Genomic DNA, 23,961 nt, shown 5'->3' on the forward strand with positions numbered 1-23,961 from the left:
GCCAGCGCCCACAGGTAAGGTGCAAGCTTCAGGCATGGTGCAATCCTGTGGGAGCTGGCTTGCCGGCGATGGGCTGCAGAGCAGCACCTTCCAAAGCATCCTATCTCTTCAGCGAGCCAGCAAGAACAATGCCCAGCCGCTGCCGACCATGGTCCCAGACCGGCCGCAGGTGTGCCCGGCACGGATGCGCGCTATACTGCCGCGCCTTTTTCCGTCGGCCCGACCTGCCGGCGCCTTGCAAGGCGCTTCGACACGCTGGTCGGCACCGTCGAGCGCCGTAATGAATGTTCCCGTCTTTAAGAGGAGCGCGCTGCATGACCGTGATCAAGCAAGACGACCTGATTCAGAGCGTCGCCGACGCCCTGCAATTCATCTCGTATTACCACCCCGTCGATTTCATCCAGGCCATGCACGAGGCCTATCTGCGTGAAGAATCGCCTGCTGCACGCGATTCCATCGCCCAGATCCTGATCAACTCGCGCATGTGCGCCACCGGCCACCGCCCGATCTGCCAGGACACCGGTATCGTCACCGTGTTCGTGCGCGTGGGCATGGACGTGCGCTGGGACGGCGCCACCCTGAGCGTCGACGACATGATCAACGAAGGTGTGCGTCGCGCCTACAACCTGCCTGAAAACGTCCTGCGCGCTTCGATCCTGGCCGACCCGGCCGGTGCCCGCAAGAACACCAAGGACAACACCCCGGCAGTGATCCACTACTCCATCGTCCCCGGCGACAAGGTCGAGGTCGATGTCGCAGCCAAGGGCGGCGGCTCGGAGAACAAGTCGAAGATGGCCATGCTCAACCCGTCCGACTCGATCGTCGACTGGGTTCTGAAGACCGTTCCGACCATGGGCGCTGGCTGGTGCCCGCCTGGCATGCTTGGCATCGGCATCGGCGGTACCGCCGAGAAGGCCGCCGTGATGGCCAAGGAAGTGTTGATGGAGTCCATCGACATCCACGAACTGAAAGCCCGTGGCCCGCAGAACCGCCTGGAAGAAATCCGCCTGGAGCTGTTCGAGAAGGTCAACCAGCTGGGCATCGGCGCCCAGGGCCTGGGTGGCCTGACCACCGTGCTCGACGTCAAGATCATGGACTACCCGACCCACGCCGCTTCGCTGCCGGTGTGCATGATCCCCAACTGCGCCGCCACCCGCCACGCCCACTTCGTGCTCGATGGTTCCGGCCCGGCCGAGCTGGAAGCGCCGTCGCTGGACGCCTACCCGGAAATCGTCTGGGAAGCCGGCCCGAGCGCCCGTCGCGTCAACCTCGACGCCATCACCCCGGAAGAAGTCGCCAGCTGGAAGCCGGGCGAAACCATCCTGCTCAACGGCAAGATGCTGACCGGCCGCGATGCCGCGCACAAGCGCATGGTCGAAATGCTCAACCGTGGCGAAGAGCTGCCGGTGGACCTGAAAGGCCGCTTCATCTACTACGTCGGCCCGGTCGACCCGGTCGGTGACGAAGTGGTAGGCCCAGCCGGCCCGACCACCGCTACCCGCATGGACAAGTTCACCCGCCAGATCCTCGAGCAGACTGGCCTGCTGGGCATGATCGGCAAGTCCGAGCGCGGCCCTGCCGCCATCGAGGCGATCAAGGACAACAAGGCCGTGTACCTGATGGCCGTCGGCGGCGCCGCCTACCTGGTGGCCCAGGCCATCCGCAAGTCGAAGGTCCTGGCCTTCGCCGAGCTGGGTATGGAAGCGATCTACGAGTTCGAGGTGAAGGACATGCCAGTGACTGTTGCCGTCGACAGCAACGGTGAGTCTGTCCACATTACTGGCCCTGCGCTGTGGCAGAACAAGATTGCCCAGAGCCTGGCAGTCGAAGTGAAGTAAGCCTGATGTAACTGCGGCGGCTTCTTCGCGGGCTTGCCCGCTCCCACAGGTAACGCGTAGCCCTCAGGCTTGCGCTGTAGCTGTGGGAGCGGGCGAGCCCGCGAAGAGGCCGCCACTGTTTTCACAGGATTCTGTCAAACTGCTCCGGCCAGTCCCTGCGGGTAAACACCTGCCCTTCCCGCCTCACCCGCCGCACCTCTTCCAGATCCACCTCGCACACCAGCCACTGGCTGCAAACCGGACTCAGCGCTTCACTCAGCGCCACCACCCCATCCCCCGGCATCCCGTGATCCGGCGGCACGAATAACCCTGCCCGGCCGATATTCTCGTCCAGCGCCGGCGACCAGGGCGCCAGCCCGACCGTAGGGCTCTGCAATACCGCAAGCTGGTTCTCCAGCGCCCGCGCTTGCGCGCCAATGCGCACCCGGTGGTAACCCGCCTCGGTGTCGGTACAGCTCGGTGCCAGAATAAGGTCGGCACCCTCTTCGGCCAGGCGCCGGGCCAGCATCGGGAATTCATTGTCGTAGCAGATCAGTATCCCCAGACGCCCCAGTTCGGTGTCGAACACCTGCAGCCCTTGGCCGGCAGCGATGTCCCACTGTTCCCGCTCGAAGCGGGTCATCATCAGCTTGTCCTGGTAACCCAGCACGCCCTTGGGGCCGAACAGCCAGGCACGGTTGCGGTAGCGGCCATCGCTGTCGAGCACCGGCAGGCTGCCAGGTTGCAGGTAGATACCCCAGCGCCGGGCAAGCCCCTCGCACAACGCCAACCACGGTTCGACCAGCGGCTGGATACCGGCGATCGAAGCCTTCAGGTCGCCCCGTTGCTCAGCCGGCAACTGCCCGCTGAGCACCAGCCCGGCGTATTCCGGCAACAGCAGCACGCGGGCCCCCGCCTCCACCGCTTCGGCGCACAGGCCTTGCAGGTGGTCGGCGTAGGCCTCCCAGGTTTCATGCAGCTCGATGGCGTACTGGCAGGCCGCCAGGCGGATCATATCGGCAGTTCCTTTAGCCAGAACGACATCAGCTTGTCGGAGCTTTCCTGCTCGTCCAGGTCGCGCCAGGCGTAGCTGGTGCGCAGCGACGGGTCGTGCAGGAAGCCGCGGTTTCGCCAAAAGCCGTGCAATGGCTTGTAGTCCGCTGGCCGCCGTGGATGCACGCCTGGCCGCTCGACCGCACAGAACGCGCAGTAGTCGAACTCGGCCAGCTTGTGCGCGTAGGACTCACGCTCGATGAAAAAGCGCACCCCCAGGCCCTGGCCACGGTACTCGGGCAGTACCACCGATTCACCGAAGTAGTACACGCTGGCCGGGTCGCGCCCCTGGGCCAGGAACGGCTGCTGGAACTCGGCGGCGACATCCACCAGCGGCAGGCCGGTGGAGGCGCCAACGACCTTGCCGTCGTCCAGCGCCAGCACCACCAGGCTGCGCCCCGAGCGGGCATAGGTGGCCAGGTAGTCGGCCTCGTACTCGGGGGTACCGTCATAAAGATAGGGAAACTCGCGGAACACGGTAAGGCGCAGGCGAGCGAGGTCATCGATGTAAGGCGCGATAGCGGCGCCGTGCAACAGGCGTATTTCCATGCTTGGCGGTCGTTTTGTCGATGTGGATGACGCGCTCGGCTAAGCCGGGCTTGAGGGGAAACCCTATCATCCGGAGCAACGACCCGCCTTTTCCCTCCACGACAGGTATTGTTCCATGACCGCTACCGAACTGGTAAATGCTTACTACGCCGCCTTCAACGCCGGAGACATGCCAGCCTTTCTCGCCCTGCTCAGCGAGGATGTGATCCACGACATCAACCAGGGCGAGCGGCAGATGGGCAAGGCCCGGTTTGCCGCGTTCATGGACAAGATGAACCGCTGCTACCGCGAGCGCCTGGCCGATATCGTGGTGATGCAGAACGCCGACGGCAGCCGCGCGGCGGCGGAGTTCACCGTGCACGGGGAATATCTGGCCGATGACGAAGGGTTGCCGGCGGCCAACGGGCAGACCTATGTGCTGCCGGCGGGGGCGTTCTTCTATATTCATTGCGGGAAGATTGCCCGGGTGACCAACTACTACAACCTCAATGACTGGGTTGAGCAGGTGGCCTGATCAGGGTGTATGGCCTGTACTGGCCTCTTCGCGGGCACGCCCGCTCCCACAGGGATCCCACACGACTCGAGAGCACCCGCGTACATGTGGGAGCGGGCATGCCCGCGAAGAGGCCCGGTCAGGAGATGCGGGTACCCAGCACCTTGAGGAAGGCCGCCAGCCACGCCGGGTGCGCCGGCCAGGCAGGTGCAGTCACCAGGTTGCCATCCACATGCGCCTGGTCCACGGCGATATCGATGAACTTGCCACCTGCCAGGCGCACTTCCGGTGCACAGGCCGGGTACGCGCTGCATTCGCGCCCTTCCAGCACGCCGGCCGCCGCCAGCAACTGGGCACCATGGCATACCGCCGCGATCGGCTTGCCGGCCTGGTTGAACGCGCGCACCAGCTCCAGCACCTTTTCATCCAGACGCAGGTACTCTGGCGCACGGCCACCCGGGATCAACAGCGCGTCGTAACTCTCGGCCCGCACCCGCACAAAGTCATAATTCAGGGCAAAGTTATGCCCAGGCTTCTCGCTGTAGGTCTGTTCGCCCTCGAAATCATGAATCGCGGTACGCACGGTCTGCCCCGCGAGCTTTTCCGGGCATACAGCGTGCACCGTGTGCCCGACCATGCTCAGCGCCTGGAACGGCACCATGACCTCGTAATCTTCGACGTAGTCACCAACCAGCATGAGAATTTTCTTCGCAGTCATCGCACCCACTCCTTCGATTGCCTTGAGACAGTCACTGCACGATAGCCGGTCTCAGTCGCGACGGTCGAGCAAGTTGACCACCAGCCGGTCCAGCAAACCCCACAACCGCTGCTTGATCCGGCGCCACAGAGGCCGGGCGTTCCAGTGGCTCAGGTCGACCACCTCGCTCAAGGCGAAATCACGCTCGAAACTGGCCTGCACGGCAGCCGTCAGCGGCGGGTCGAGTGCCTCGATATTGGCCTCGAGGTTGAAACGCAGGTTCCAGTGATCGAAGTTGCATGAGCCGATACTCACCCAGTCGTCGATCAGTACCATCTTCAGGTGCAGGAAACACGGCTGGTACTCGTAGATGCGCACCCCGGCGCGCAGCAAACGGGGGTAATAGCGGTGCCCTGCATACCGTACCGAGGGGTGATCGGTGCGTGGCCCGGTCAGCAGCAGCCGCACATCGACCCCCTTGCCGGCAGCCCGGCGCAGCGACCGGCGCACGCTCCAGGTCGGCAGGAAGTAAGGCGTGGCCAGCCACACTCGCTGCTTGCCGCTGTTGATCGCCCGCACCAGCGAATGCAGGATGTCCTGGTGCTGGCGGGCGTCGGCATAGGCTACCCGGCCCATGCCCTGCCCCTGCGCAGGCACCTTTGGCAGGCGTGGCAGGCCAAAGCCCTCGGCCGGGCGCCAGGCGGTACGACGGTTGTTGGCGTGCCACTGGCGATCGAACAGCAACTGCCAGTCGCTTACCACTGGCCCCTGCATCTGCACCATCACCTCGTGCCATTCGCTGGTCGCCTCGCCCGGCGTCCAGAACTCGTCGGTGACGCCCGTGCCGCCCACCACAGCCCAGCGCTCGTCCACCAGCAGCAACTTGCGGTGATCGCGGTACAGGTTGCGCAGGCCACGCTTCCAGCGCAGGCGGTTGTACCAGCGCAGGTATACGCCGGCGTCCAGCAGGCGCTGACGCAACTTGCTGTTGAACGCCAGCGAGCCGTAGTCGTCGAACAGGCAGCGCACCCGCACACCGCGTCGGGCAGCCTGCTCCAGCGCTTCGACCACCGCATCCGCGCAGTCACCGGCCTCGACCAGGTACAGCTCCAGGTCGACCTGGAACTCGGCGCGCACGATCGCCAGGAGCATGCGCGGAAAAAACTCGGGGCCGTCGATCAGCAGTTCGAACTGGTTGCCATCCCGCCAGGGAAAGACCGGCCCCGGCATGTCAGCGGGCGGTGAAGATCAGCACCGCGCTAACCGGCACCGATGGGTTGATGGACTTGAGCCCGGCGAACTTGCGCAGGCGTTGCAGGCCTGGCAGCAGGCCGAAATCCTCGGCGCGCAGCACCAGAGGCTCAAGGGTCACCACCTGGAAGCGTCGCTCGTCCAGGCGGGTGGCCAGCAGCAAGGCGTTGTAGCTGTGCGACTGGCCGTGCAGGGTCACGGTCAGCGGCAGGCGCAGTTCGATCTGGGCACCGTTGGCCAGGTCGTTGATCGGCCGCAGGTCCAGTTGCGCCTGCACCTTGGCTTCGGCAAAGCGCTCGACCTCGAACAGGTCCTCACGCATGCGTTCGTCCCGCAGCGGAATGCCACTGCTCACCGAATCCATCTCGATGCTCAGCCCGGCCACGCCCTTGCGGTCGACGGTGCCATGCAACACCAGAAAGCGGTGCACTTCGGCGCTGTTACCGTTCTTGCCGGTAATGAAAGAAAGGCGCGAAGACTCGCCATCAAGGTGCCAGTTGGCGTGGGCGGGCAGGCAAAAAGCCAGCAACAAGGCGGGCAGCAGGCGGGGCAGCTTGAACATGACAGATCTCGTGAAACCAGGCCGCCAACCTTACCCGCCCGCCTTCACGGCAGCAAGCGGCAGCCCTCGCGTGGGCCTTGCCAGGCAGCCTGGTTGCGTCGACCCAGGCCTTCGGCGGTGACCTGCCGCTGTTGGCGGTCTTCCTCCAGAAGCCTCAACGGCAGCCATTGCTTCACGTAGCCTTGGCAATACGCCGGCTGGAAACCCATGACAAAGCGGCACGAGCAATACTCTTTGGCCGAGTAGGCCGAAAGAATGCCAGGGAAGTCCGCCAGAGCCTGGCGCTCCTGCCAGGCCCAGTACGCCACCCCCAGCACCACCACCAGCAGCACTCGATTCATGCCCCCTCCCCGGCCAGCACCGCGAGTATCCGCTTGAGCAGCTCGTCGTGCTGGTAGCTGCCGTCGCGGTCATCGGCGTAACGCACGATCACCAGCTTTTGCGTGGGCAGCACGTACAGCGCCTGGCCCCAGTGGCCAAGGGCTGCATAGGTGTCTGCCGGCGCACTCGGCCAAGGCCGTGCAGCGTCGGCCAGCGGCTGGTTGAGCCACCAGTGGCCACCGGGGTTGGCCTCGCCGGGCAGTGCTTCGGCTTTGGCAAACAACGTGCGGTTGAAGGCCACCCAGGGCTTGGGCAGCAATTGCCGATCCTGCCAGCGCCCATCGCGCTGCATCAGCAGGCCGATCCGCGCCAGGTCGCGAGCGCTGAGGTACAGGTAGGACGAGCCCACGGTAGGTACCTGCCCGGTCACGCTCCCATACCGCGCTGTCGATGCCCAAAGGGGTGAACAGCGCCTGCCAGGGGTAGTCGTGGTACTGACCGGCATCGAGCATGCCACGCAGTGTGGCGGCCAGCAGGTTGCTGTCGCCACTGGAATAGCGAAACCGCTGGCCCGGGCTGGCCACTGCTTCCCGCGCTGCCGTATAGGCCGCCATGTCCTCGCGGCCACGGGTATACAGCATGGCAACCACTGATGATTTGAGCGGGGCGTATTCGTAGTCTTCCTGCCAATCCAGGCCGCTGGCCCAATGCAGCAGGTCGGCCATGCGCACACCAGGGTGGGCCTGCATGGCCGGATAAAAGCGACTGACCGGGTCCTGCAGCTGAAAGCGGCCTTCGCCATGGGCTACGCCCAATAGCGTGGCCAGTACGCTTTTGCTGATCGACCAGGTGAGGTGGGCAGTGGCGGCGCTGGTGGGCGCGGCGTAGCGTTCGTAGAGGATGCGCCCGTCGCGGATGATCAGCAGGGCGTCGGTGCGGATGCCGCTGCGCTCGGCGGAGGGGCGTGCGGGGAAGGCGTAGGCGTCGACGGCTTGCCAGTCGAGGGGGGTGTTGTCGATTGGCCAGTCGGGTTCGGGCCAGGCTTCGGCCCAGGCGCAGCCCGTCAGCATCGCCAGTGTCAGCAGGAGAGCCCTCATCATGTCCGCCTTTTTTGGGGCTGCTATGCAGCCCATCGCCGGCAAGCCAGCTCCCACACCGACCGCATCGACCTCAAGCCTTGTGCAGTACCTGTGGGAGCTGGCTTGCCGGCGATGGGCCGCAAAGCGGCCCCAAGATTCATGGAATCACACAAATCTGACAGGCATTCATGACAATCCCGCAGCAGCCCAAGCCTTGTTCAGCCGCTTCTCCCGCGCCGCCGCCGCCAGCGCCATCACCCCCTGGTCACGCTGCCAGATCTGCGCCCACTGCGCTGGCCCCGCCGCCAATGCTGCATCGATCTCCCCTCGCAGTGCCTGGAACTGTGCGAACAATCCCCCGAGCAACAGATGGCAGCCAACGCTATCGGCACACTGCCGGCTACCCTCGGCACACCCGGCCAGCAGCCCAAGCAGTTGCAGGCGCAGGGCCTGTGGCCAGGCGCACTCCTGCCCCACGCCATACAGCCAGGCCGTCAAAGCCGCAAGCACATACAAGTCCTCCAGCGAGCGGAACGGCTTCACATAGGCATCCCAACCATCACCGGCCAGCAACTCGCACGCCGCCTGCTCCAGCACCAGTCGCCCATGCCCCACTTCCGGCATCAGCGGCAAGGTCGGCAGCGCTTCCAGCGTCACTCCTGGCTCCCCAGGGTAGACCACCGCCAGGTTCAACTGCGGCGCCGCGCCTGCCGCCTCGCTGCGCGCCGCCACCAGCAGCCATTCCGCCTCCAGGCCTGCAGTGACGAAGTCCTTGCTGCCGGTCAGCCGCAAGCCGTCCAGGCGCGTGCGCATGTCCGCCGGCCGCACGCTGCGCCGTTCGGTAGCACACAGGGCACCAAGGCTGTGAGGAGCACTGGGCCACAGCACGCGCAAGGCGGCCTGGTAGCCGACCAGGAAGGCCAGGCCCGGGGTGGCCATCGCGCGCCCGCCGAGCACCGCCAGTTCGAACGGGGCAACCGGGCCAAGGCGTTCGAGCAGCGCGGCATAGGTTTCGCCCAGGGTGCCCGCCAGCCCTTGGCGAAGCGGGTCGTTGAGTCGTTGCAGCCAGGCCATCGGTCGGCTCCTAGTGGGGGGCTTTCAATTGAGGCTCAGGGGGTGTCACGCAAGCATCACCAAAGATTCACAGGGGTGACACCCCATCTACCTAGGCTGACTTTGCACAACAAAGCCGACCGGCCGCAACCCTTCATGGCTGGCTTATGGAGACTCGTAATGACTCGGATCGCTCACGCTGGCGACAACAGCACCGAACGCCGTCTGCAAGCCGAACGCCTGGTTGGCGCCGCGGCCCTGCAGGAAGCCCAGGCCCTGCGCTACAAAGTGTTCAGCGCCGAATTCAAGGCCAGGCTCAAAGGAGCCGAGCAAGGCCTGGACATGGACGACTACGACGTGCATTGCCGCCACATTGGCGTACGCGACCTGAGCACTGGCGAGCTGGTTGCCACCACCCGCCTGCTGGACCATCAGGCCGCCAGCAGCCTGGGCCGCTTCTATAGCGAAGAAGAGTTCAGCCTGCACGGGCTGTTGCAGCTGCAAGGCCCGATCCTGGAGCTGGGCCGCACCTGCGTCGCCCCCGACTACCGCAACGGCGGCACCATCGCCGTGCTCTGGGGCGAACTGGCTGAAGTACTCAACGAAGGCCGCTACAGCTACCTGATGGGTTGCGCCAGCATCCCCATGCAAGATGGCGGGGTACAGGCCCACGCAGTGATGCAGCGCCTGCGTGAGCGCTACCTGTGCACCGAGCACCTGCGCGCCGAGCCAAAGAACCCGTTGCCCAACCTGGCCCTGCCAAACAACGTCATCGCCGAAATGCCACCGCTGCTCAAGGCGTACATGCGCCTGGGCGCGAAGATCTGCGGCGAGCCGTGCTGGGACGAAGACTTCCAGGTGGCCGACGTGTTCATCCTGCTCAAGCGCGACGAACTGTGCCCACGCTACGCCCGCCACTTCAAGGCAGCGGTCTGATGCCGAAGCTGCGGGTAATGGCCCGCCTGACTCGACTGCTGCTGGTACTGCTGCTGGGCATGCTGATGGCCAGCGTGCTCGCCCTGGGCGAGCATCTGGGGTTCAAAGCGCCCCTCGAGCGCCGCCAACGCTGGTCCTGCCTGTTTATGAAGCGCCTGGTCGCTGCCTTGCCCTTCGAGGTGCGGGTGGTCGGTGAGCTGCCGCAGCGGCCGATGCTATGGGTCAGCAACCATGTCTCCTGGACCGATATCCCCCTGCTCGGCATGTTGCTACCGCTGTCGTTCCTGTCCAAGGCCGAAGTGCGTCACTGGCCGCTGGCCGGCTGGCTGGCGGAAAAGGCCGGCACCCTGTTCATCCGCCGTGGCGGGGGCGACAGCCAGCGCCTGCGCGAGCAGATCGCCGGGCAGCTGGGTCTTTCTCGGCCGCTGCTGATCTTCCCGGAAGGCACCACGACCAGTGGCCGTACCCTGCGCACCTTCCACGGCCGCCTGCTGGCTGGCGCCATCGACCGCGGCGTGACGGTGCAGCCGGTGGCCATCCAGTACCGGCGCGCAGGCCAGATCGACCCGATTGCGCCGTTCATTGGTGATGATGACCTGGTGTCACACCTGATGCGCCTGTTCGCCCAGCCGCGAGGGGAGGTTTGCATTCAGCTGCTGCAGCCGATTGGCAGTGTGGGCAAGGAACGAGCGGTGCTGGCGTTGCAGGCGCAGCAGGCGATTCACCTGGCGTTGTTCGGAGTTGAAGACGTTGAGTTGGCGCCACGGCGGCAGGCGCGGGCTGCCTGAGTACTTGCACTGCCAGTAACGGCCTTTTCGCGGCTTGCCCGCTCCCACAGGGTCCGCGCGCATATCCTGAGAACTGCGCCATACCTGTGGGAGCGGGCAAGCCCGCGAATAAGCCTGCGCAGAACTAACTGTCAGACTTCCGCCCCGCCGCCGCAAAGGCCTGCAACTGCGGATAAAACGCCCTGAAGTCCGCCAGCAATGGCTCATACAACCGCTCCAGCTCCCCCATCACCCCAACCATCCCCTCCGGCCGCGACAAGCGCCGGGCGATGCCGTTGAACACCTGCTCCAGCGTGGCAAAGTCGCCATACGCCCCCAGCCAGTCATCCGCCGCCATGAGCGGCGCAATCCGCGCCAGCCGCCCCGGCAACTCGGGCTCCGCCAGCAATACCCGATAAAAGTCCCCGGTGAACTGCTCCAGCGGCTGCTCGGCATAATCACGCCAATGCCGCGCCAGGCAATGGTCGAAAAACACATCCAGAACGATACCGGCAAAGCGCCGCCGCTCCCGAGGAAAACGCGCCAGTGCCGCCATCACCAACGGATGCTGGTCGGTATAGCTGTCGATATGCCGGTGCAGCCGGATCGCTGCCTCCAGCGCGGGCGGAAAACGCCCTTCCAGCGAACCTTTGACGAAATCGCCATACAGGCTGCCAAGCAGTTGTTGCGGCGCCGGGCCGCCCAGGTGCAGGTGTGCAAGGTAGTTCATGAGCGCAGTCTAGCACCGCCAGCCCGCATATCGTTATAACGCGATATAACGATTCGCGCTCAGTTCAGAACCTCTTCGTATTTGTATATCGGGAAACCACGATTTACATTTCGTTCCATCGCGATATACCGCTACAACGAGCCTCAACCCATGCCTCTCGATCTCGACGAAATCATAAAAGCACTGGCCCACCCGGTCAGGCGAGAAATCCTCAGTTGGCTGAAGGACCCGGCAACGCAATTTCCCGACCAGTACCACAGCACCGAGAACGGTGTGTGTGCCGGGCAGATCGACCAACGCTGCGGCCTCTCGCAGTCAACCGTCTCCGCCCACCTGGCCACATTGCAACGCGCCGGGCTGATCAGCAGCCAGAAGATCGGCCAATGGCACTTCTTCAAACGCAACGAAACCACCATCCAGGCGTTTCTCGAACAACTGCGCCAAGCACTCTGAACAGGCAGGTAACCGTCATGACCACGCTTTTCGATCCTATCACCCTGGGCGACCTGCAGTTGCCCAACCGCATCATCATGGCCCCGCTCACCCGCTGCCGGGCCGACGAAGGCCGCGTACCCAACGCGCTGATGGCCGAGTACTACGTGCAGCGCGCCAGCGCCGGGCTGATTCTCAGCGAGGCGACCTCGGTCAGCGCCATGGGCGTCGGCTACCCGGATACCCCCGGTATCTGGAACGACGAACAGGTGCGTGGCTGGAACAATGTGACCAAAGCCGTGCATGCCGCTGGCGGGCGCATCTTCCTGCAACTGTGGCACGTTGGCCGCATTTCCCACCCCAGCTACCTGAACGGCGAGCTGCCGGTAGCACCTAGCGCGATCCAGCCCAAGGGCCATGTAAGCCTGGTACGCCCGCTCAGCGATTACCCAACTCCGCGCGCGCTGGAAAGCGAAGAAATCATCGACATCGTCGAGGCCTACCGCAGCGGTGCCGAGAATGCCAAGGCTGCCGGTTTCGATGGGGTGGAGATCCACGGTGCCAACGGCTACCTGCTCGACCAGTTCCTGCAGAGCAGCACCAACCAGCGCACCGACCGCTACGGCGGCTCGCTGGAAAACCGTGCGCGGCTGCTGCTGGAAGTGACCGATGCGGCCATCGAGGTGTGGGGCGCGAGCCGTGTTGGCGTGCACCTGTCGCCGCGTGCCGATATCCATGACATGGGCGACGCAGACCGCGCCGAAACCTTTACCTACGTGGCCCGCGAACTGGGCAAGCGCGGCATTGCGTTCATCTGCTCGCGGGAAAAGGAAGCCGATGACAGCATCGGCCCGCTGATCAAGGAAGCGTTCGGTGGCCCGTACATCGTCAACGAGCGGTTTGACAAGGCCAGTGCCAATGCGGCCCTGGCCAGTGGCAAGGCCGATGCGGTGGCGTTTGGCGTGCCGTTCATCGCCAACCCTGACCTGCCGGCACGGCTGGCAGCGGATGCGCCGTTGAACGAGGCGCGGCCGGAGACCTTCTATGCCAAAGGGCCGGTGGGGTATATCGACTATCCGCGGTTGTGATCGAGGGCCATTCGCGGGCACGCCCGCTCCCACAGGATCAGCACAATCTTCAAGCTTGTCGCTGTACCTGTGGGAGCGGGCGTGCCCGCGAAGAAGGCTCAGGTGATTTCATGGCCGGGCGTTGATCTGCTGCTGCAGGTTCTGGATCTGGCTCTGCAGGGTATTCAGGTTGCGGGTCGTCTGCGCCCGGAACGCATCGAACTCCTGCACCGAAGCACCACCCGCCGACGAAGCTGCCGGGCGGTTGTCGATCTGGCTCTTGAGCACCAGGATGTCCTGCTCCAGGTCCTGGATGGCCGCGCTCGGGTTACCCTGCTTCTTCAGCGCTGCCACCTCGCTGCCCAGGCTCTTGAGCTGCCCGTCCAGCTTGGCGCCATCCACCTGCGCGGCCTTCAGCGCAGCAATCTGTTCGTTCAGGCCCTTGAACTGGGTATCCAGCTTGCCACCATCGACCTGGCCCGAGCGCAACGCGGCCAGCTCGCCATTCACCGCCTTCAGCTGCGCCTGCAACTGGGTTTGCAGCTGTGTCACGACCTTCTGCTGTTCACGGGTATCGGCCAGCACCTGCTCCAGGCGCTTGCCCAGGTCGCCGGTCTGCCCGGCCACACCTTTCTGCAACTGACGCAGTTGCAGCTTCAACGCCTCGCTGTTTGTGGTCGCTCCGGATTCGCTGGCCGCCACCTTGCCGCTGATCGCCTGCAGGCGCCCGGCCGCTTCTTCACTGATGCGGGCGAAGCTTTCCTGGGTCGCCACCAGTTGCTGCTCCATCAGCGAAATCTGCTGGAAGCTCCACCAGCCAAGGCCCGCCAAGGCGATGAACGAGGCCCCGAGCAATGCCCACAGCGGCGCCGTGCTGGCACCGCGAGCGGCTTTCTGGCGGCTGCGCACCACGTGCGCCGGCATCAGTTCGTCATCGTCATGGGTGCCCGCCCGCAAGGTAGGCACGTCATCGTAGTCATCGTGAGCATGGTTACGCATGGATACATTCAACCGCGGTAGTCGCAAAGAGGCACGAGTATAAACCGCCAGCGCAGCGCATTGATGTCCATTGTCGGCGCGACGGTTTCACTGCCCCGGCGGCTGATGCTTCCACCAGGCACAAAATTCATCCAGCGCCGTCCACAGGCTGACCTTGGGTTGGTAGTCCAGGTACTGCCGGGCGCGGCTGATATCCAGGGTGAAATCGCGGCTCATCACCTGCATCCCCAGGCGCGACAAGGTCGGTTGCGGGCGCCCCGGCCACAACATGCAGGCTGCCTCGTTCAGCGCGGCCAGGCTGTATGCCAGGCCGTAGGCACGGTAACGGGTAACCTGCGGCAACTGCATCTGGCGCATCACATAGTTGACCACATCCCACAGCGGCAGCGGCTGGCCGTTGCTGATGTTGTAGGCCTGGCCCAGCGCCCGGTCGTCGGCGAACAAGGCGCTGAGCAGCGCTTCATTGAGGTTGTGCACGCTGGTGAAGTCGACCTTGTTCAGGCCGTTGCCGATAATCGCCACCCGCCCCTTGCGCTGCATCTGCATCAGCCGCGGGAAGATACTGGCATCGCCGGCGCCGGTGACGAAGCGCGGGCGCAGCGCCAGCACCTCGAGGCCGAACTCCTGGGCACCGAACACTTTCTGCTCGGCCATGTACTTGGTCTGCCCGTAGTGGTCGTGGAAGCGGCGCGGCACCTGGTCTTCACGGATATCCAGGCGCGAGCGGCCATTGAAGTAGATCGACGGCGATGACAGGTGCACCAGCCGGCGTACGTGTTCCTTCAGACAGCCCTCGACCACGTTTTCGGTAACCACCACATTGCCTTGGTGGAAGTCCTGGTAGCGCCCCCAGTTGCCCACTGCGCCAGCGCAGTGCACCACGGCCTCGACGCCTTGGCACAGGCGCCGGGCCAGATCGGCATCACCCAGGTCGCCGGGAATGAACTGGGCGCCGCGCTTGACCAGGTGCTCGACCCCTTCGGTACGACGACCGCTGACCCGCACGTCCAGGCCCTGCTCAAGGGCAAAGCGCGCAAAGCGCCCACCAATGAAGCCACTCGCGCCGGTGACCAGAATTCGCATGTAAGACTCCGTCTTGCCAGATTTCAGATGCAACTGACGCCAGCCGTGGCTACAAGGGCACCAGCCATTGCCGTGCGGTGTGCCGCAGGTGGTCGGTCAGTTGCGCGAGCAGTTGCCCGCCATTGCGCCAATGATGCCAGTACAGCGGCACGTCGATGGGGGTATCGCTGCAGATTTCCACCAACTGGCCGCTGGCCAGTTGCTCGCGAGCCTGCAGTTCGGGCACCAGGCCCCAGCCCAGGCCGGCTTCGGTCATGCGCAGGAAACCTTCGGACGACGGGCACAAGTGGTGCAGAAACCCGTCCTCGATGCCCAACGATGCCAGGTAGCGGTGCTGCAGGAAGTCGTCCGGGCCGTACACGATCGCCGGGGTACGGGCCAGGCGGCAGGCGGTAAAGCCGTGCGGAAAATGCCGCGCCATGAACCCGGGGCTGGCCAGCGCGCGGTAGCGCATGGCGCCCAGTGGCAGGCTGCGCGCCCCGGCCACCGGCCGTTCGCTGCCACACAGGCAGGCCGCCACTTCGCCCGCACGCATGCGCTTGAGGCCCACTTCCTGGTCTTCAACCACCAGGTCGGTCAGCACATTCTGCTGTGCGCAGAAGTTACCCACCGCACCGGCCCACCAAGTGGCCAGGCTGTCGGCGTTGAGGGCGATGCGCAGGCGCTCTGGCATGCCCTCCTCGTCCAGCGCCGGCACCTGGCGCTGCAAGTCGCGTTCGAGCAGGCGCACCTGCTGCACATGGTTGAGCAACTGGCGGCCGACCTCGGTCGGGCTGGGCGGCGTGGCACGCACCAGCACCGGCTGGCCGACCCGCGCCTCGAGCAGCTTGATGCGCTGGGAGATAGCCGACTGCGACAAGCCCAGCACCTGCGCCGCGCGCTCGAAACCGCCCTGTTCGATCACCGCCGCGAGGGCGGCCAGCAGCTTGTAGTCGAACATCGATTTTCCTAATGACAGATCAGCTCTATTTGTTTTTCTTATACAGCGCGGTTCAGCACAATGGCCAGCATCTTTTGGACTCTTTGGAGAGCACGCCATGTGGCAAAGCTATCTCAACGGCATGCTCGTGGCCTTCGGCCTGATCATGGCCATCGGTGCACAGAACGCCTTCGTCCTCGCCCAGAGCTTGCGCCGCGAGCATCATTTGCCGGTGGCGGCACTGTGCATCGTCTGTGACGCCGTCCTGGTGGCTGCCGGGGTGTTCGGCCTGGCCACCGTGCTGGCGCATAACCCGACCTTGCTGGCGGTGGCGCGCTGGGGCGGTGCGCTGTTCCTGGTCTGGTACGGCGCCAAGGCCTTGCGCAGTGCCTGTTCCCAGCAGAGCCTGCAGCACCAGCAAGGCCAGGGCATGCGCTCGCGCCGTGCCGTGCTGCTCAGCGCCCTGGCAGTGACCCTGCTGAACCCGCACGTGTACCTCGACACGGTGTTGCTGATCGGCTCGCTGGGCGCCCAGCAGACCGCACCTGGTGCCTATGTGGCCGGCGCCGCCAGTGCCTCGCTGCTGTGGTTCTCGACCCTGGCGATCGGCGCGGCCTGGCTGGCACCGTGGCTGGCGCGGCCGGCGACCTGGCGCATGCTCGACCTGATGGTGGCGGTGATGATGTTTGCAGTGGCGGCGCAGTTGATCTTCAACTGACATCAAGGGCCCTATCGCCGGCAAGCCGGCTCCCACAGGGATATCACCAGGCCTGAGGTCGGTGATATCCCTGTGGGAGCCGGCTTGCCGGCGATGAGGCCCTTGCAGGCAATAGCTGACGCCACCAGTCGGCACACCCCTCCCGCTCTGGAACCTCTATTCCCTATGTTTGTTGCGTGGTTATGCGCCGGACCCGGTGCTATGATCCAGCCCTTGCGTCGCAAAGAGTACAAACTCGCAGACGCTCATCGGGCCGCCCGTGATCGGCCTTGCGCAAACCGCAAACAGACCTGAATCAGGAGATCTACCATGGCTTTTGAATTGCCGCCGCTGCCGTACGCCCACGATGCCCTGCAGCCGCACATCTCCAAGGAAACCCTGGAGTATCACCACGACAAGCACCACAACACCTATGTCGTGAACCTGAACAACCTGGTCCCAGGCACCGAATTCGAAGGCAAGACCCTGGAAGAGATCGTCAAGAGCTCTTCGGGCGGCATCTTCAACAACGCCGCTCAAGTCTGGAACCACACCTTCTACTGGAACTGCCTGGCACCAAACGCCGGTGGCCAGCCGACCGGTGCCCTGGCTGACGCCATCAACGCCGCTTTCGGTTCCTTCGACAAGTTACAAGGAAGAGTTCACCAAGACTTCGGTTGGCACCTTCGGCTCCGGCTGGGGCTGGCTGGTGAAGAAGGCTGACGGTTCCCTGGCCCTGGCCAGCACCATCGGTGCCGGCTGCCCGCTGACCAGCGGCGACACCCCGCTGCTGACCTGCGACGTCTGGGAGCACGCCTACTACATCGACTACCGCAACCTGCGTCCGAAGTACGTCGAGGCATTCTGGAACCTGGTCAACTGGGCTTTCGTTGCCGAACAGTTCGAAGGCAAGACCTTCAAGGCCTGAGTCATTCAGCCCTGAACGAAAAACCCGGCCCGGTGCCGGGTTTTTTTATGCCTGTACCCGCGGAAAACCCATTACGGTTTTGCTTGCTCAGCCCGTATAGCACGCTAACATCAAACCTCTGGAAGATTGATACAGCGCATTCAAGTTGCGGGGTCAGGCAACCGATACACTACTGATGGTCGGCCGGTAGTGTATCGTCATCGTTGATGGCAAAATGATGCCATGCGCGTGGATTAAGGAAACCCCATTGAAGCTGGAATTGCGGAACAGCTTGTCGGTCAAGTTGCTCAGGGTCGTGCTGCTGTCGGCGCTGGCGGTCGGTGTCGTGCTCAGCTGTGCGCAAATTGTCTATGACACCTACAAGACCCGCCAGGCCGTGAACAATGATGCCCAGCGCATCCTCGACATGTTCCGCGACCCCTCGACCCAGGCGGTATATAGCCTCGACCGCGAAATGGGCATGCAGGTGATGGAAGGCCTGTTCCAGGACGAATCGGTACGCATGGCCTCCATCGGCCACCCCAACGAAACCATGCTGGCAGAAAAGTCCCGCCCGCTGCAGGACATGTCCATGCGCTGGCTGACCGACCTTATCCTCGGCCAGGAACGTACCTACACCACGCAACTGGTCGGCCGCGGCCCCTACAGCGAATACTACGGCGACCTGAGCATTACCCTCGATACGTCGTCCTACGGCGAAGACTTCCTCATCAACGCCGTAATCATTTTCATTTCCGGCGTGCTGCGGGCCCTGGCCATGGGCCTGGTGCTGTACCTGATCTATCACTGGCTGTTGACCAAACCGCTGTCGAAGATCATCGAGCACCTCACCCAGATCAACCCCGACCGCCCCAGCCAGCACCAGCTGCCGCTGCTCAAGGGCCACGAGAAGAACGAGCTGGGCCTGTGGGTAAATACCGCCAACCAGCTGCTGGCCTCGATCGAGCGCAACACCCACCTGCGCCACGAAGCAGAGAACAGCCTGCAACGCATGGCCCAGTACGACTTCCTCACCGGCCTGCCCAACCGCCAGCAGCTGCAGCAGCAACTGGACAAGATCCTCGTCGACGGCCGCCGCCTGCAACATCGCGTGGCGGTGTTATGCGTCGGCCTGGACGACTTCAAGGGCATCAACGAGCAATTCAGCTACCAGGTCGGCGATCAATTGTTGTTGGCCCTGGCCGACCGCCTGCGCGCCCACAGTGGCCGCCTGGGCGCCCTGGCTCGGCTGGGTGGTGACCAGTTCGCCCTGGTGCAGGCCAATATCGAGCAGCCCTACGAGGCGGCCGAACTGGCGCAGAGCATCCTCGACGACCTGGAAGTGCCATTCGACCTCGACCACCACCAGCAGATCCGCCTGCGCGCCACCATCGGCATCACCCTGTTCCCGGAAGACGGTGACAGCACCGAGAAGCTACTGCAAAAAGCCGAACAGACCATGACCCTGGCCAAGGCCCGTTCGCGCAACCGCTACCAGTTCTACATCGCCAGCGTCGACAGTGAGATGCGCCGCCGTCGCGAGCTGGAAAAGGACTTGCGCGAAGCGCTGGCGCGCAACCAGCTATACCTGGTGTACCAGCCACAGATCAGTTACCGCGACCACAGCGTGGTCGGTGTCGAGGCACTGCTGCGCTGGCAGCATCCGGAGCTGGGCATGGTGCCGCCGGACCAGTTCATCCCCCTCGCCGAACAGAACGGCAGCATCATCAGCATCGGCGAATGGGTGCTCGACCAGGCGTGCCGACAGCTGCGCGAATGGCATGACATGGGCTTCAGCGACTTGCGCATGGCAGTCAACCTGTCCACCGTGCAGCTGCACCACAACGAACTGCCGCGGGTGGTCAACAACCTGCTGCAGGCCTACCGCCTGCCGCCACGCAGCCTGGAACTGGAAGTCACCGAGACCGGCCTGATGGAAGACATCAGCACTGCCGCCCAGCACCTGCTGAGCCTGCGCCGCTCCGGGGCACTGATTGCCATCGACGACTTCGGCACCGGCTATTCGTCGCTCAGCTACCTGAAATCGCTGCCGCTGGACAAGATCAAGATCGACAAGAGCTTCGTCCAGGACCTTCTGGACGACGATGACGACGCCACCATCGTTCGTGCCATCATCCAGCTGGGCAAGAGCTTGGGGATGCAGGTGATCGCTGAGGGCGTGGAAACCGCCGAACAGGAAACCTACATCGTCGCCCAGGGCTGCCACGAAGGCCAGGGCTACCACTACAGCAAGCCGCTGTCGGCCCGAGAGCTGACCAACTTCCTCAAGCAGGCGCAGCGCAACCGGGTTTCAATGTTCTGACCCGCCTGCCCGGTTACCGGCCGTGACCGGCATTTACACGATTTGCACGCCCGCCCCCTTTACAGCAAATGCAAATCTTTCGCATGATGTTGCCGTTTCGCGTGCCACGGCGCACGGTCTCCCCCTTGGTCCAACCACACGACGCAGGAAAACCAACAATGATTCGAATGCCTCTGGCCTCCGCCAGTCTGCTGGCCATTGCCATCGCTCTCGCCGGTTGCGGTGAAGGCAAGGACGACAAGGCCGCCGCGCCGCAAGCCCAGGCACCTGCTGCCGCCAGCACCACCGCTGCAGCACCCGGGGCTGTCGACGAAGCTGCCGGCAAAGCCGTGGTCAAACATTACGCAGAGCTGGTCTACGCCGTTTACAGCGACTCGCTGAGCACCGCCAAGGCCTTGCAGAGCGCAGTCGACGCGTTCCTGGCCAAGCCCAACGACGAAACCCTGAAGGCCGCCAGGGAAGCCTGGGTCGCCTCGCGCGTTCCGTATCTGCAAAGCGAAGCCTTCCGCTTCGGCAACACCATCATCGACGACTGGGAAGGCCAGGTGAACGCCTGGCCGCTGGACGAAGGCCTGATCGACTACGTCGACAAGAGCTACGAGCACGCCCTGGGCAACCCGGCGGCCAACGCCAATATCATCGCCAACACCGAAATCCAGGTGGGCGAAGAGAAAATCGACGTCAAGGACATCACCCCCGAGAAGCTGGCCAGCCTGAACGAGCTGGGCGGTTCCGAAGCCAACGTCGCCACCGGCTACCACGCGATCGAGTTCCTGCTGTGGGGCCAGGACCTCAACGGCACCGGCCCAGGCGCGGGCAACCGTCCGGCCTCGGACTACCTGGAAGGCAACGGCGCCACCGGCGGCCACAACGACCGCCGCCGTGCCTACCTGAAGGCAGTCACCGACCTGCTGGTCAAGGACCTCGAAGAGATGGTCGGCAACTGGGCACCGAACGTGGCCGACAACTACCGCGCCAAGCTGGAAGCCGAGTCGGTCAACGACGGCCTGCGCAAGATGCTGTTCGGCATGGGCAGCCTGTCGCTGGGTGAACTGGCTGGCGAGCGCATGAAGGTTTCGCTGGAAGCCAACTCGCCGGAAGACGAGCACGACTGCTTCAGCGACAACACCCACTACTCGCACTTCTACGACGCCAAGGGTATCCGCAACGTCTACCTGGGCGAGTACACTCGCCCGGACGGCAGCAAGGTGACCGGCCCGAGCCTGTCGTCGCTGGTGGCCAAGGTTGACCCGGCCACCGACGCCACCCTCAAGGCCGACCTGGAAGCCACCGAAGCCAAGATCCAGGTGATCGTCGACCACGCCCTCAAGGGCGAGCACTACGACCAGCTGATCGCTGCCGACAATGCCGCCGGCAACCAGATCGTGCGTGACGCCATCGCCGCCCTGGTCAAGCAGACCGGTGCGATCGAGCAGGCCGCGGGCAAGCTGGGCATTGCCAACCTGAACCCGGATACCGCAGATCACGAGTTCTGATCCTGCTGTAGCGGTTCTGAAAAAGGCGGCCTTCGGGTCGCCTTTTTTCTGTGCCGGCCTTTTCGCGGGTTAACCCGCGAAGAGGCCGGCACAGGCAACAAATGAACATGGCCAACTGACACCGATTTCATCCAGCAATTGCAAATTGCTCTTATTCAAACTTCATCACCCTGCTAAGCTTGCACGCCGGTTTTTCGCTCACGCCCAGGATTCTCGATGTCCTTGTCGCTGCCCCGACTCTCCCCGCTGCTGCTGGCCTTTGCCCTCACCGCCTGTGACGACGCCCCGCGTTTCACCCAGGCCGAGCCTGGCGAAGCGTTGTCGGGCGGCAAAGCCACCGTGCAGCGCACTGACCGCAATGCCTATTCCCTGCCCTCGGCCAACCTTTCGCCCGAGCGGCGCCTGGACTTCGCCGTCGGCAACAGCTTCTTCCGCAACCCTTGGGTGATCGCCCCGTCCACCACCACCGCCCGTGACGGCCTGGGCCCGTTGTTCAACACCAATGCCTGCCAGAACTGCCACGTGCGCGACGGCCGCGGTCACCCGCCAGAGCCGGGCGACAGCAACGCCGTATCGATGCTGGTACGCCTGTCGATCCCCGACCAGCCCTACCTGGCCAAGGTGGTCGAACGCCTCGGCGTGGTGCCGGAGCCAGTCTATGGTACCCAGTTGCAGGACATGGCCATCCCCGGCGTGATGCCGGAAGGCAAGGTGCGGGTGAGCTACACCAGCGAAACGGTGTCGTTCGAGGACGGCCACCAGGTCGAGTTGCGCAAGCCGGCCCTGCAGATCACCCAGCTCGGCTATGGCGTGATGCATCCTGACACGCGCTTTTCGGCACGGGTGGCGCCGCCGATGATCGGCCTGGGCCTGCTCGAAGCCATCCCTGAAAGCGACCTGCTGGCCAATGAAGACCCCGACGACCGCAACCACGACGGTATCCGCGGCCGGGCCAACCGGGTGTGGGACGACGCCCAGGGCAAGACCGTGGTCGGCCGCTTCGGCTGGAAGGCCGGGCAGCCCAACGTCAACCAGCAGAACGTGCACGCCTTTGCCGGTGACATGGGCCTGACCACCACCCTGCAGCCCAACGATGACTGCACGCCGGCGCAGGCCGACTGCCTGGCCGCGCCCAACGGCGACGGTGCCGATGGCGAGAAGGAAGTCAGCGACAACATCCTGCGGCTGGTCACCTTCTACACCCGCAACCTGGCCGTGCCGGCCCGCCGCGACGTAGGCTCGCCGCAGGTGCTGGCGGGCAAGAACCTGTTCTACCAGGCCGGCTGCCAGGGCTGCCACACGCCGCAGTTCACCACCGCCGCCAATGCCGCCGAGCCTGAGCTGGCCAACCAGCTGATCCGCCCCTACAGCGACCTGCTGTTGCATGACATGGGCCCGGGGCTGGCCGACGAGCGCACCGAATTCGCTGCCAACGGCCAGGACTGGCGCACCCCGCCACTGTGGGGCATCGGCCTGAGCGAGACGGTCAGTGGCCACAGCCAGTTCCTGCACGACGGCCGTGCCCGCAACCTGCTCGAAGCCGTGCTCTGGCACGGTGGCGAGGCCGAGGCGGCACGCAACTTCGTACTCACTTTCAATGCCGAGCAGCGTGCCGCGTTGCTGGCGTTCCTGAACTCACTTTAAAAAGCGCAAAGGAGCCGGGCATGTTCCGACCCAAACTGTTGTTCACCAGCCTCGCCGCACTCGCCCTCGGCGCCTGCTCACCGCAGGACCCGCAAGCCGTGACCTCCGCTGCCATCGCCAAACAGGTGATCCTGCCCACCTACAGCCGCTGGGTCGAGGCCGACCGCACTCTGGCCGCCAGCGCCCTGGCCTACTGCGAAGGCAAGGAAACCCTGGACAAGGCTCGCGCCGACTTCCTCAACGCGCAAAAGGCCTGGGCCGAGTTGCAACCGCTGCTGGTCGGCCCGCTGGCCGAAGGCAACCGCGCCTGGCAGGTACAGTTCTGGCCCGACAAGAAGAACCTGGTCGGCCGCCAGGTCGAGCAACTGGTCAACGCCGACCAGCCGGTCGATGCCGCGGCCCTGGGCAAGGCCAGCGTGGTGGTACGTGGCCTGTCGGCCTACGAGTACATCCTGTTCGACAGCAAGCCGGACATCGCCACTGCCGAGCAGAAAGCCCGCTACTGCCCGTTGCTGGTGGCCATCGGTGAACACCAGAAGGCCCTGGCCGAGGAGATCCTCAAGGGCTGGAACAGCACCGACGGCATGCTCTCGCAGATGACCAAGTTCCCCAACCAGCGCTACGCCGACTCCCACGAGGCCATCGCCGACCTGCTGCGCGCCCAGGTCACCGCCCTGGACAGCCTGAAGAAAAAACTCGGTGCGCCGATGGGCCGTCAGAGCAAGGGTATCCCGCAGCCACTGCAGGCCGAAGCCTGGCGCAGCCACAGCTCGCTGAAGAGCCTGGAGGCCAGCCTCAAGGCCGCCGAAGCAGTCTGGGTCGGGGTCGACAACCAGGGCCTGCGCGGCTTGCTGTCCAGCGACCAGAAAGCCCTGGCGGACAAGATCGACGCCGCCTACGCTGCCTCGCTCAAGCTGCTGGCCGACAACCAGAAGACCCTGGGCGAGCTGCTGGCCGACGACGCCGGTCAGCAAACCCTGAACCAGATCTACGACAGCCTCAACGCCGTCCACCGCTTGCACGAAGGCGAGCTGGCCAAGGCGTTGAACATCCAGCTGGGCTTCAATGCCAACGACGGTGACTGAT

General features: G+C 64.5%; 23 protein-coding genes and 1 pseudogene. 12 read left to right on the top strand and 12 right to left on the bottom strand.

Annotated features, from left to right (window positions below; translation table 11 throughout):
- Positions 1-314: 314 nt before the first annotated feature.
- Positions 315-1,838 carry a fumarate hydratase gene (locus tag QIY50_05565; protein WGV21699.1) on the top strand — a complete coding sequence of 508 codons (1,524 nt, stop codon included), beginning with the start codon at positions 315-317 and terminating at the stop codon, positions 1,836-1,838.
- A 121-nt stretch (positions 1,839-1,959) separates the two neighbouring features.
- Here QIY50_05565 and QIY50_05570 read toward each other — a convergent pair whose 3' ends face one another.
- Positions 1,960-2,832: a carbon-nitrogen hydrolase family protein gene (locus QIY50_05570; protein WGV21700.1), complete on the bottom strand. Its 873-nt coding sequence runs from the start codon at positions 2,830-2,832 to the stop codon at positions 1,960-1,962.
- The gene (locus QIY50_05575) at positions 2,829-3,419 is read right to left on the bottom strand and encodes a GNAT family N-acetyltransferase (protein WGV21701.1); all 591 of its coding nucleotides are present in this window, start codon (positions 3,417-3,419) and stop codon (positions 2,829-2,831) included. The genes QIY50_05570 and QIY50_05575 overlap by 4 nt, the downstream gene beginning before the upstream one ends.
- 115 nt (positions 3,420-3,534) lie before the next feature.
- Here QIY50_05575 and QIY50_05580 point away from each other — a divergent pair, with 115 nt between their 5' ends.
- Positions 3,535-3,933, top strand: a complete 399-nt coding sequence (locus QIY50_05580; GenBank protein ID WGV21702.1) for a nuclear transport factor 2 family protein — start codon at positions 3,535-3,537, stop codon at positions 3,931-3,933.
- A 118-nt stretch (positions 3,934-4,051) separates the two neighbouring features.
- On the opposite strand, the gene QIY50_05585 is transcribed toward QIY50_05580, so the two are convergent.
- The 6 genes from QIY50_05585 to QIY50_05610 all read right to left on the bottom strand — a co-directional run bounded on the left by QIY50_05585 (position 4,052) and on the right by QIY50_05610 (position 8,896).
- On the bottom strand, positions 4,052-4,630 hold the full coding sequence (locus QIY50_05585) for a DJ-1/PfpI family protein (GenBank protein ID WGV21703.1): 579 nt from the start codon (positions 4,628-4,630) through the stop codon (positions 4,052-4,054).
- Positions 4,631-4,681: 51 nt separating this feature from the next.
- A complete protein-coding gene (locus QIY50_05590) occupies positions 4,682-5,839 on the bottom strand; it encodes a phosphatidylserine/phosphatidylglycerophosphate/cardiolipin synthase family protein (GenBank protein ID WGV21704.1) in 1,158 nt (385 codons plus the stop codon).
- Between the two features lies 1 nt (position 5,840).
- Positions 5,841-6,422, bottom strand: coding sequence for a YceI family protein (locus tag QIY50_05595; protein WGV21705.1), 582 nt, complete (start codon positions 6,420-6,422; stop codon positions 5,841-5,843).
- Between the two features lie 44 nt (positions 6,423-6,466).
- On the bottom strand, positions 6,467-6,763 hold the full coding sequence (locus QIY50_05600; protein ID WGV21706.1) for an amidase: 297 nt from the start codon (positions 6,761-6,763) through the stop codon (positions 6,467-6,469).
- Positions 6,764-6,832: 69 nt separating this feature from the next.
- The gene (locus tag QIY50_05605; GenBank protein WGV21707.1) at positions 6,833-7,840 is read right to left on the bottom strand and encodes a serine hydrolase; all 1,008 of its coding nucleotides are present in this window, start codon (positions 7,838-7,840) and stop codon (positions 6,833-6,835) included.
- 168 nt (positions 7,841-8,008) lie between these two features.
- Positions 8,009-8,896 carry an acyl-CoA dehydrogenase gene (locus tag QIY50_05610; GenBank protein ID WGV21708.1) on the bottom strand — a complete coding sequence of 296 codons (888 nt, stop codon included), beginning with the start codon at positions 8,894-8,896 and terminating at the stop codon, positions 8,009-8,011.
- A gap of 159 nt (positions 8,897-9,055) precedes the next feature.
- Between QIY50_05610 and olsB the strand changes: the two genes are divergently transcribed.
- On the top strand, positions 9,056-9,811 hold the full coding sequence (gene olsB / locus QIY50_05615; protein WGV21709.1) for an L-ornithine N(alpha)-acyltransferase: 756 nt from the start codon (positions 9,056-9,058) through the stop codon (positions 9,809-9,811).
- A complete protein-coding gene (locus tag QIY50_05620) occupies positions 9,811-10,599 on the top strand; it encodes a lysophospholipid acyltransferase family protein (protein ID WGV21710.1) in 789 nt (262 codons plus the stop codon). The genes olsB and QIY50_05620 overlap by 1 nt, the downstream gene beginning before the upstream one ends.
- A 124-nt stretch (positions 10,600-10,723) precedes the next feature.
- Here the strand turns inward: QIY50_05620 and QIY50_05625 are convergent, their stop codons facing one another.
- The gene (locus QIY50_05625) at positions 10,724-11,308 is read right to left on the bottom strand and encodes an ACP phosphodiesterase (protein WGV21711.1); all 585 of its coding nucleotides are present in this window, start codon (positions 11,306-11,308) and stop codon (positions 10,724-10,726) included.
- A gap of 150 nt (positions 11,309-11,458) precedes the next feature.
- Here QIY50_05625 and QIY50_05630 point away from each other — a divergent pair, with 150 nt between their 5' ends.
- Together QIY50_05630 and QIY50_05635 are read left to right on the top strand one after the other, a co-directional pair.
- Positions 11,459-11,761, top strand: coding sequence for a helix-turn-helix transcriptional regulator (locus QIY50_05630; GenBank protein WGV21712.1), 303 nt, complete (start codon positions 11,459-11,461; stop codon positions 11,759-11,761).
- A gap of 17 nt (positions 11,762-11,778) precedes the next feature.
- Positions 11,779-12,828 (top strand): alkene reductase, encoded by a 1,050-nt coding sequence (locus tag QIY50_05635; protein WGV21713.1) that lies wholly within the window; start codon positions 11,779-11,781, stop codon positions 12,826-12,828.
- A 108-nt stretch (positions 12,829-12,936) separates the two neighbouring features.
- On the opposite strand, the gene QIY50_05640 is transcribed toward QIY50_05635, so the two are convergent.
- From QIY50_05640 to QIY50_05650, 3 genes are all read right to left on the bottom strand, one after another.
- On the bottom strand, positions 12,937-13,806 hold the full coding sequence (locus tag QIY50_05640; protein WGV21714.1) for an ATPase: 870 nt from the start codon (positions 13,804-13,806) through the stop codon (positions 12,937-12,939).
- A gap of 87 nt (positions 13,807-13,893) precedes the next feature.
- Positions 13,894-14,889, bottom strand: a complete 996-nt coding sequence (locus tag QIY50_05645) for an NAD(P)-dependent oxidoreductase (protein WGV21715.1) — start codon at positions 14,887-14,889, stop codon at positions 13,894-13,896.
- A 49-nt stretch (positions 14,890-14,938) separates the two neighbouring features.
- A complete protein-coding gene (locus tag QIY50_05650; protein WGV21716.1) occupies positions 14,939-15,829 on the bottom strand; it encodes a LysR family transcriptional regulator ArgP in 891 nt (296 codons plus the stop codon).
- Between the two features lie 97 nt (positions 15,830-15,926).
- On the opposite strand from QIY50_05650, the gene QIY50_05655 reads away from it, so the two are divergent.
- The 6 genes and pseudogenes from QIY50_05655 to QIY50_05680 all read left to right on the top strand — a co-directional run bounded on the left by QIY50_05655 (position 15,927) and on the right by QIY50_05680 (position 23,960).
- Entirely contained in the window at positions 15,927-16,526 is a 600-nt protein-coding gene (locus tag QIY50_05655) for a LysE/ArgO family amino acid transporter (protein WGV21717.1), read from the top strand.
- Between the two features lie 309 nt (positions 16,527-16,835).
- Positions 16,836-17,433 (top strand): annotated as a pseudogene (locus QIY50_05660) (Fe-Mn family superoxide dismutase).
- Between the two features lie 247 nt (positions 17,434-17,680).
- On the top strand, positions 17,681-19,735 hold the full coding sequence (locus QIY50_05665; protein ID WGV21718.1) for an EAL domain-containing protein: 2,055 nt from the start codon (positions 17,681-17,683) through the stop codon (positions 19,733-19,735).
- A gap of 158 nt (positions 19,736-19,893) precedes the next feature.
- On the top strand, positions 19,894-21,231 hold the full coding sequence (locus QIY50_05670; protein ID WGV21719.1) for an imelysin family protein: 1,338 nt from the start codon (positions 19,894-19,896) through the stop codon (positions 21,229-21,231).
- Between the two features lie 216 nt (positions 21,232-21,447).
- Positions 21,448-22,875: a di-heme oxidoredictase family protein gene (locus QIY50_05675; protein WGV21720.1), complete on the top strand. Its 1,428-nt coding sequence runs from the start codon at positions 21,448-21,450 to the stop codon at positions 22,873-22,875.
- A gap of 20 nt (positions 22,876-22,895) precedes the next feature.
- The gene (locus QIY50_05680; protein WGV21721.1) at positions 22,896-23,960 is read left to right on the top strand and encodes an imelysin family protein; all 1,065 of its coding nucleotides are present in this window, start codon (positions 22,896-22,898) and stop codon (positions 23,958-23,960) included.
- Position 23,961 lies beyond the last annotated feature (1 nt).

The sequence above is a fragment of the Pseudomonas putida genome (assembly GCA_029953615.1).
In the GTDB taxonomy this organism is placed as follows: Bacteria; Pseudomonadota; Gammaproteobacteria; order Pseudomonadales; family Pseudomonadaceae; genus Aquipseudomonas.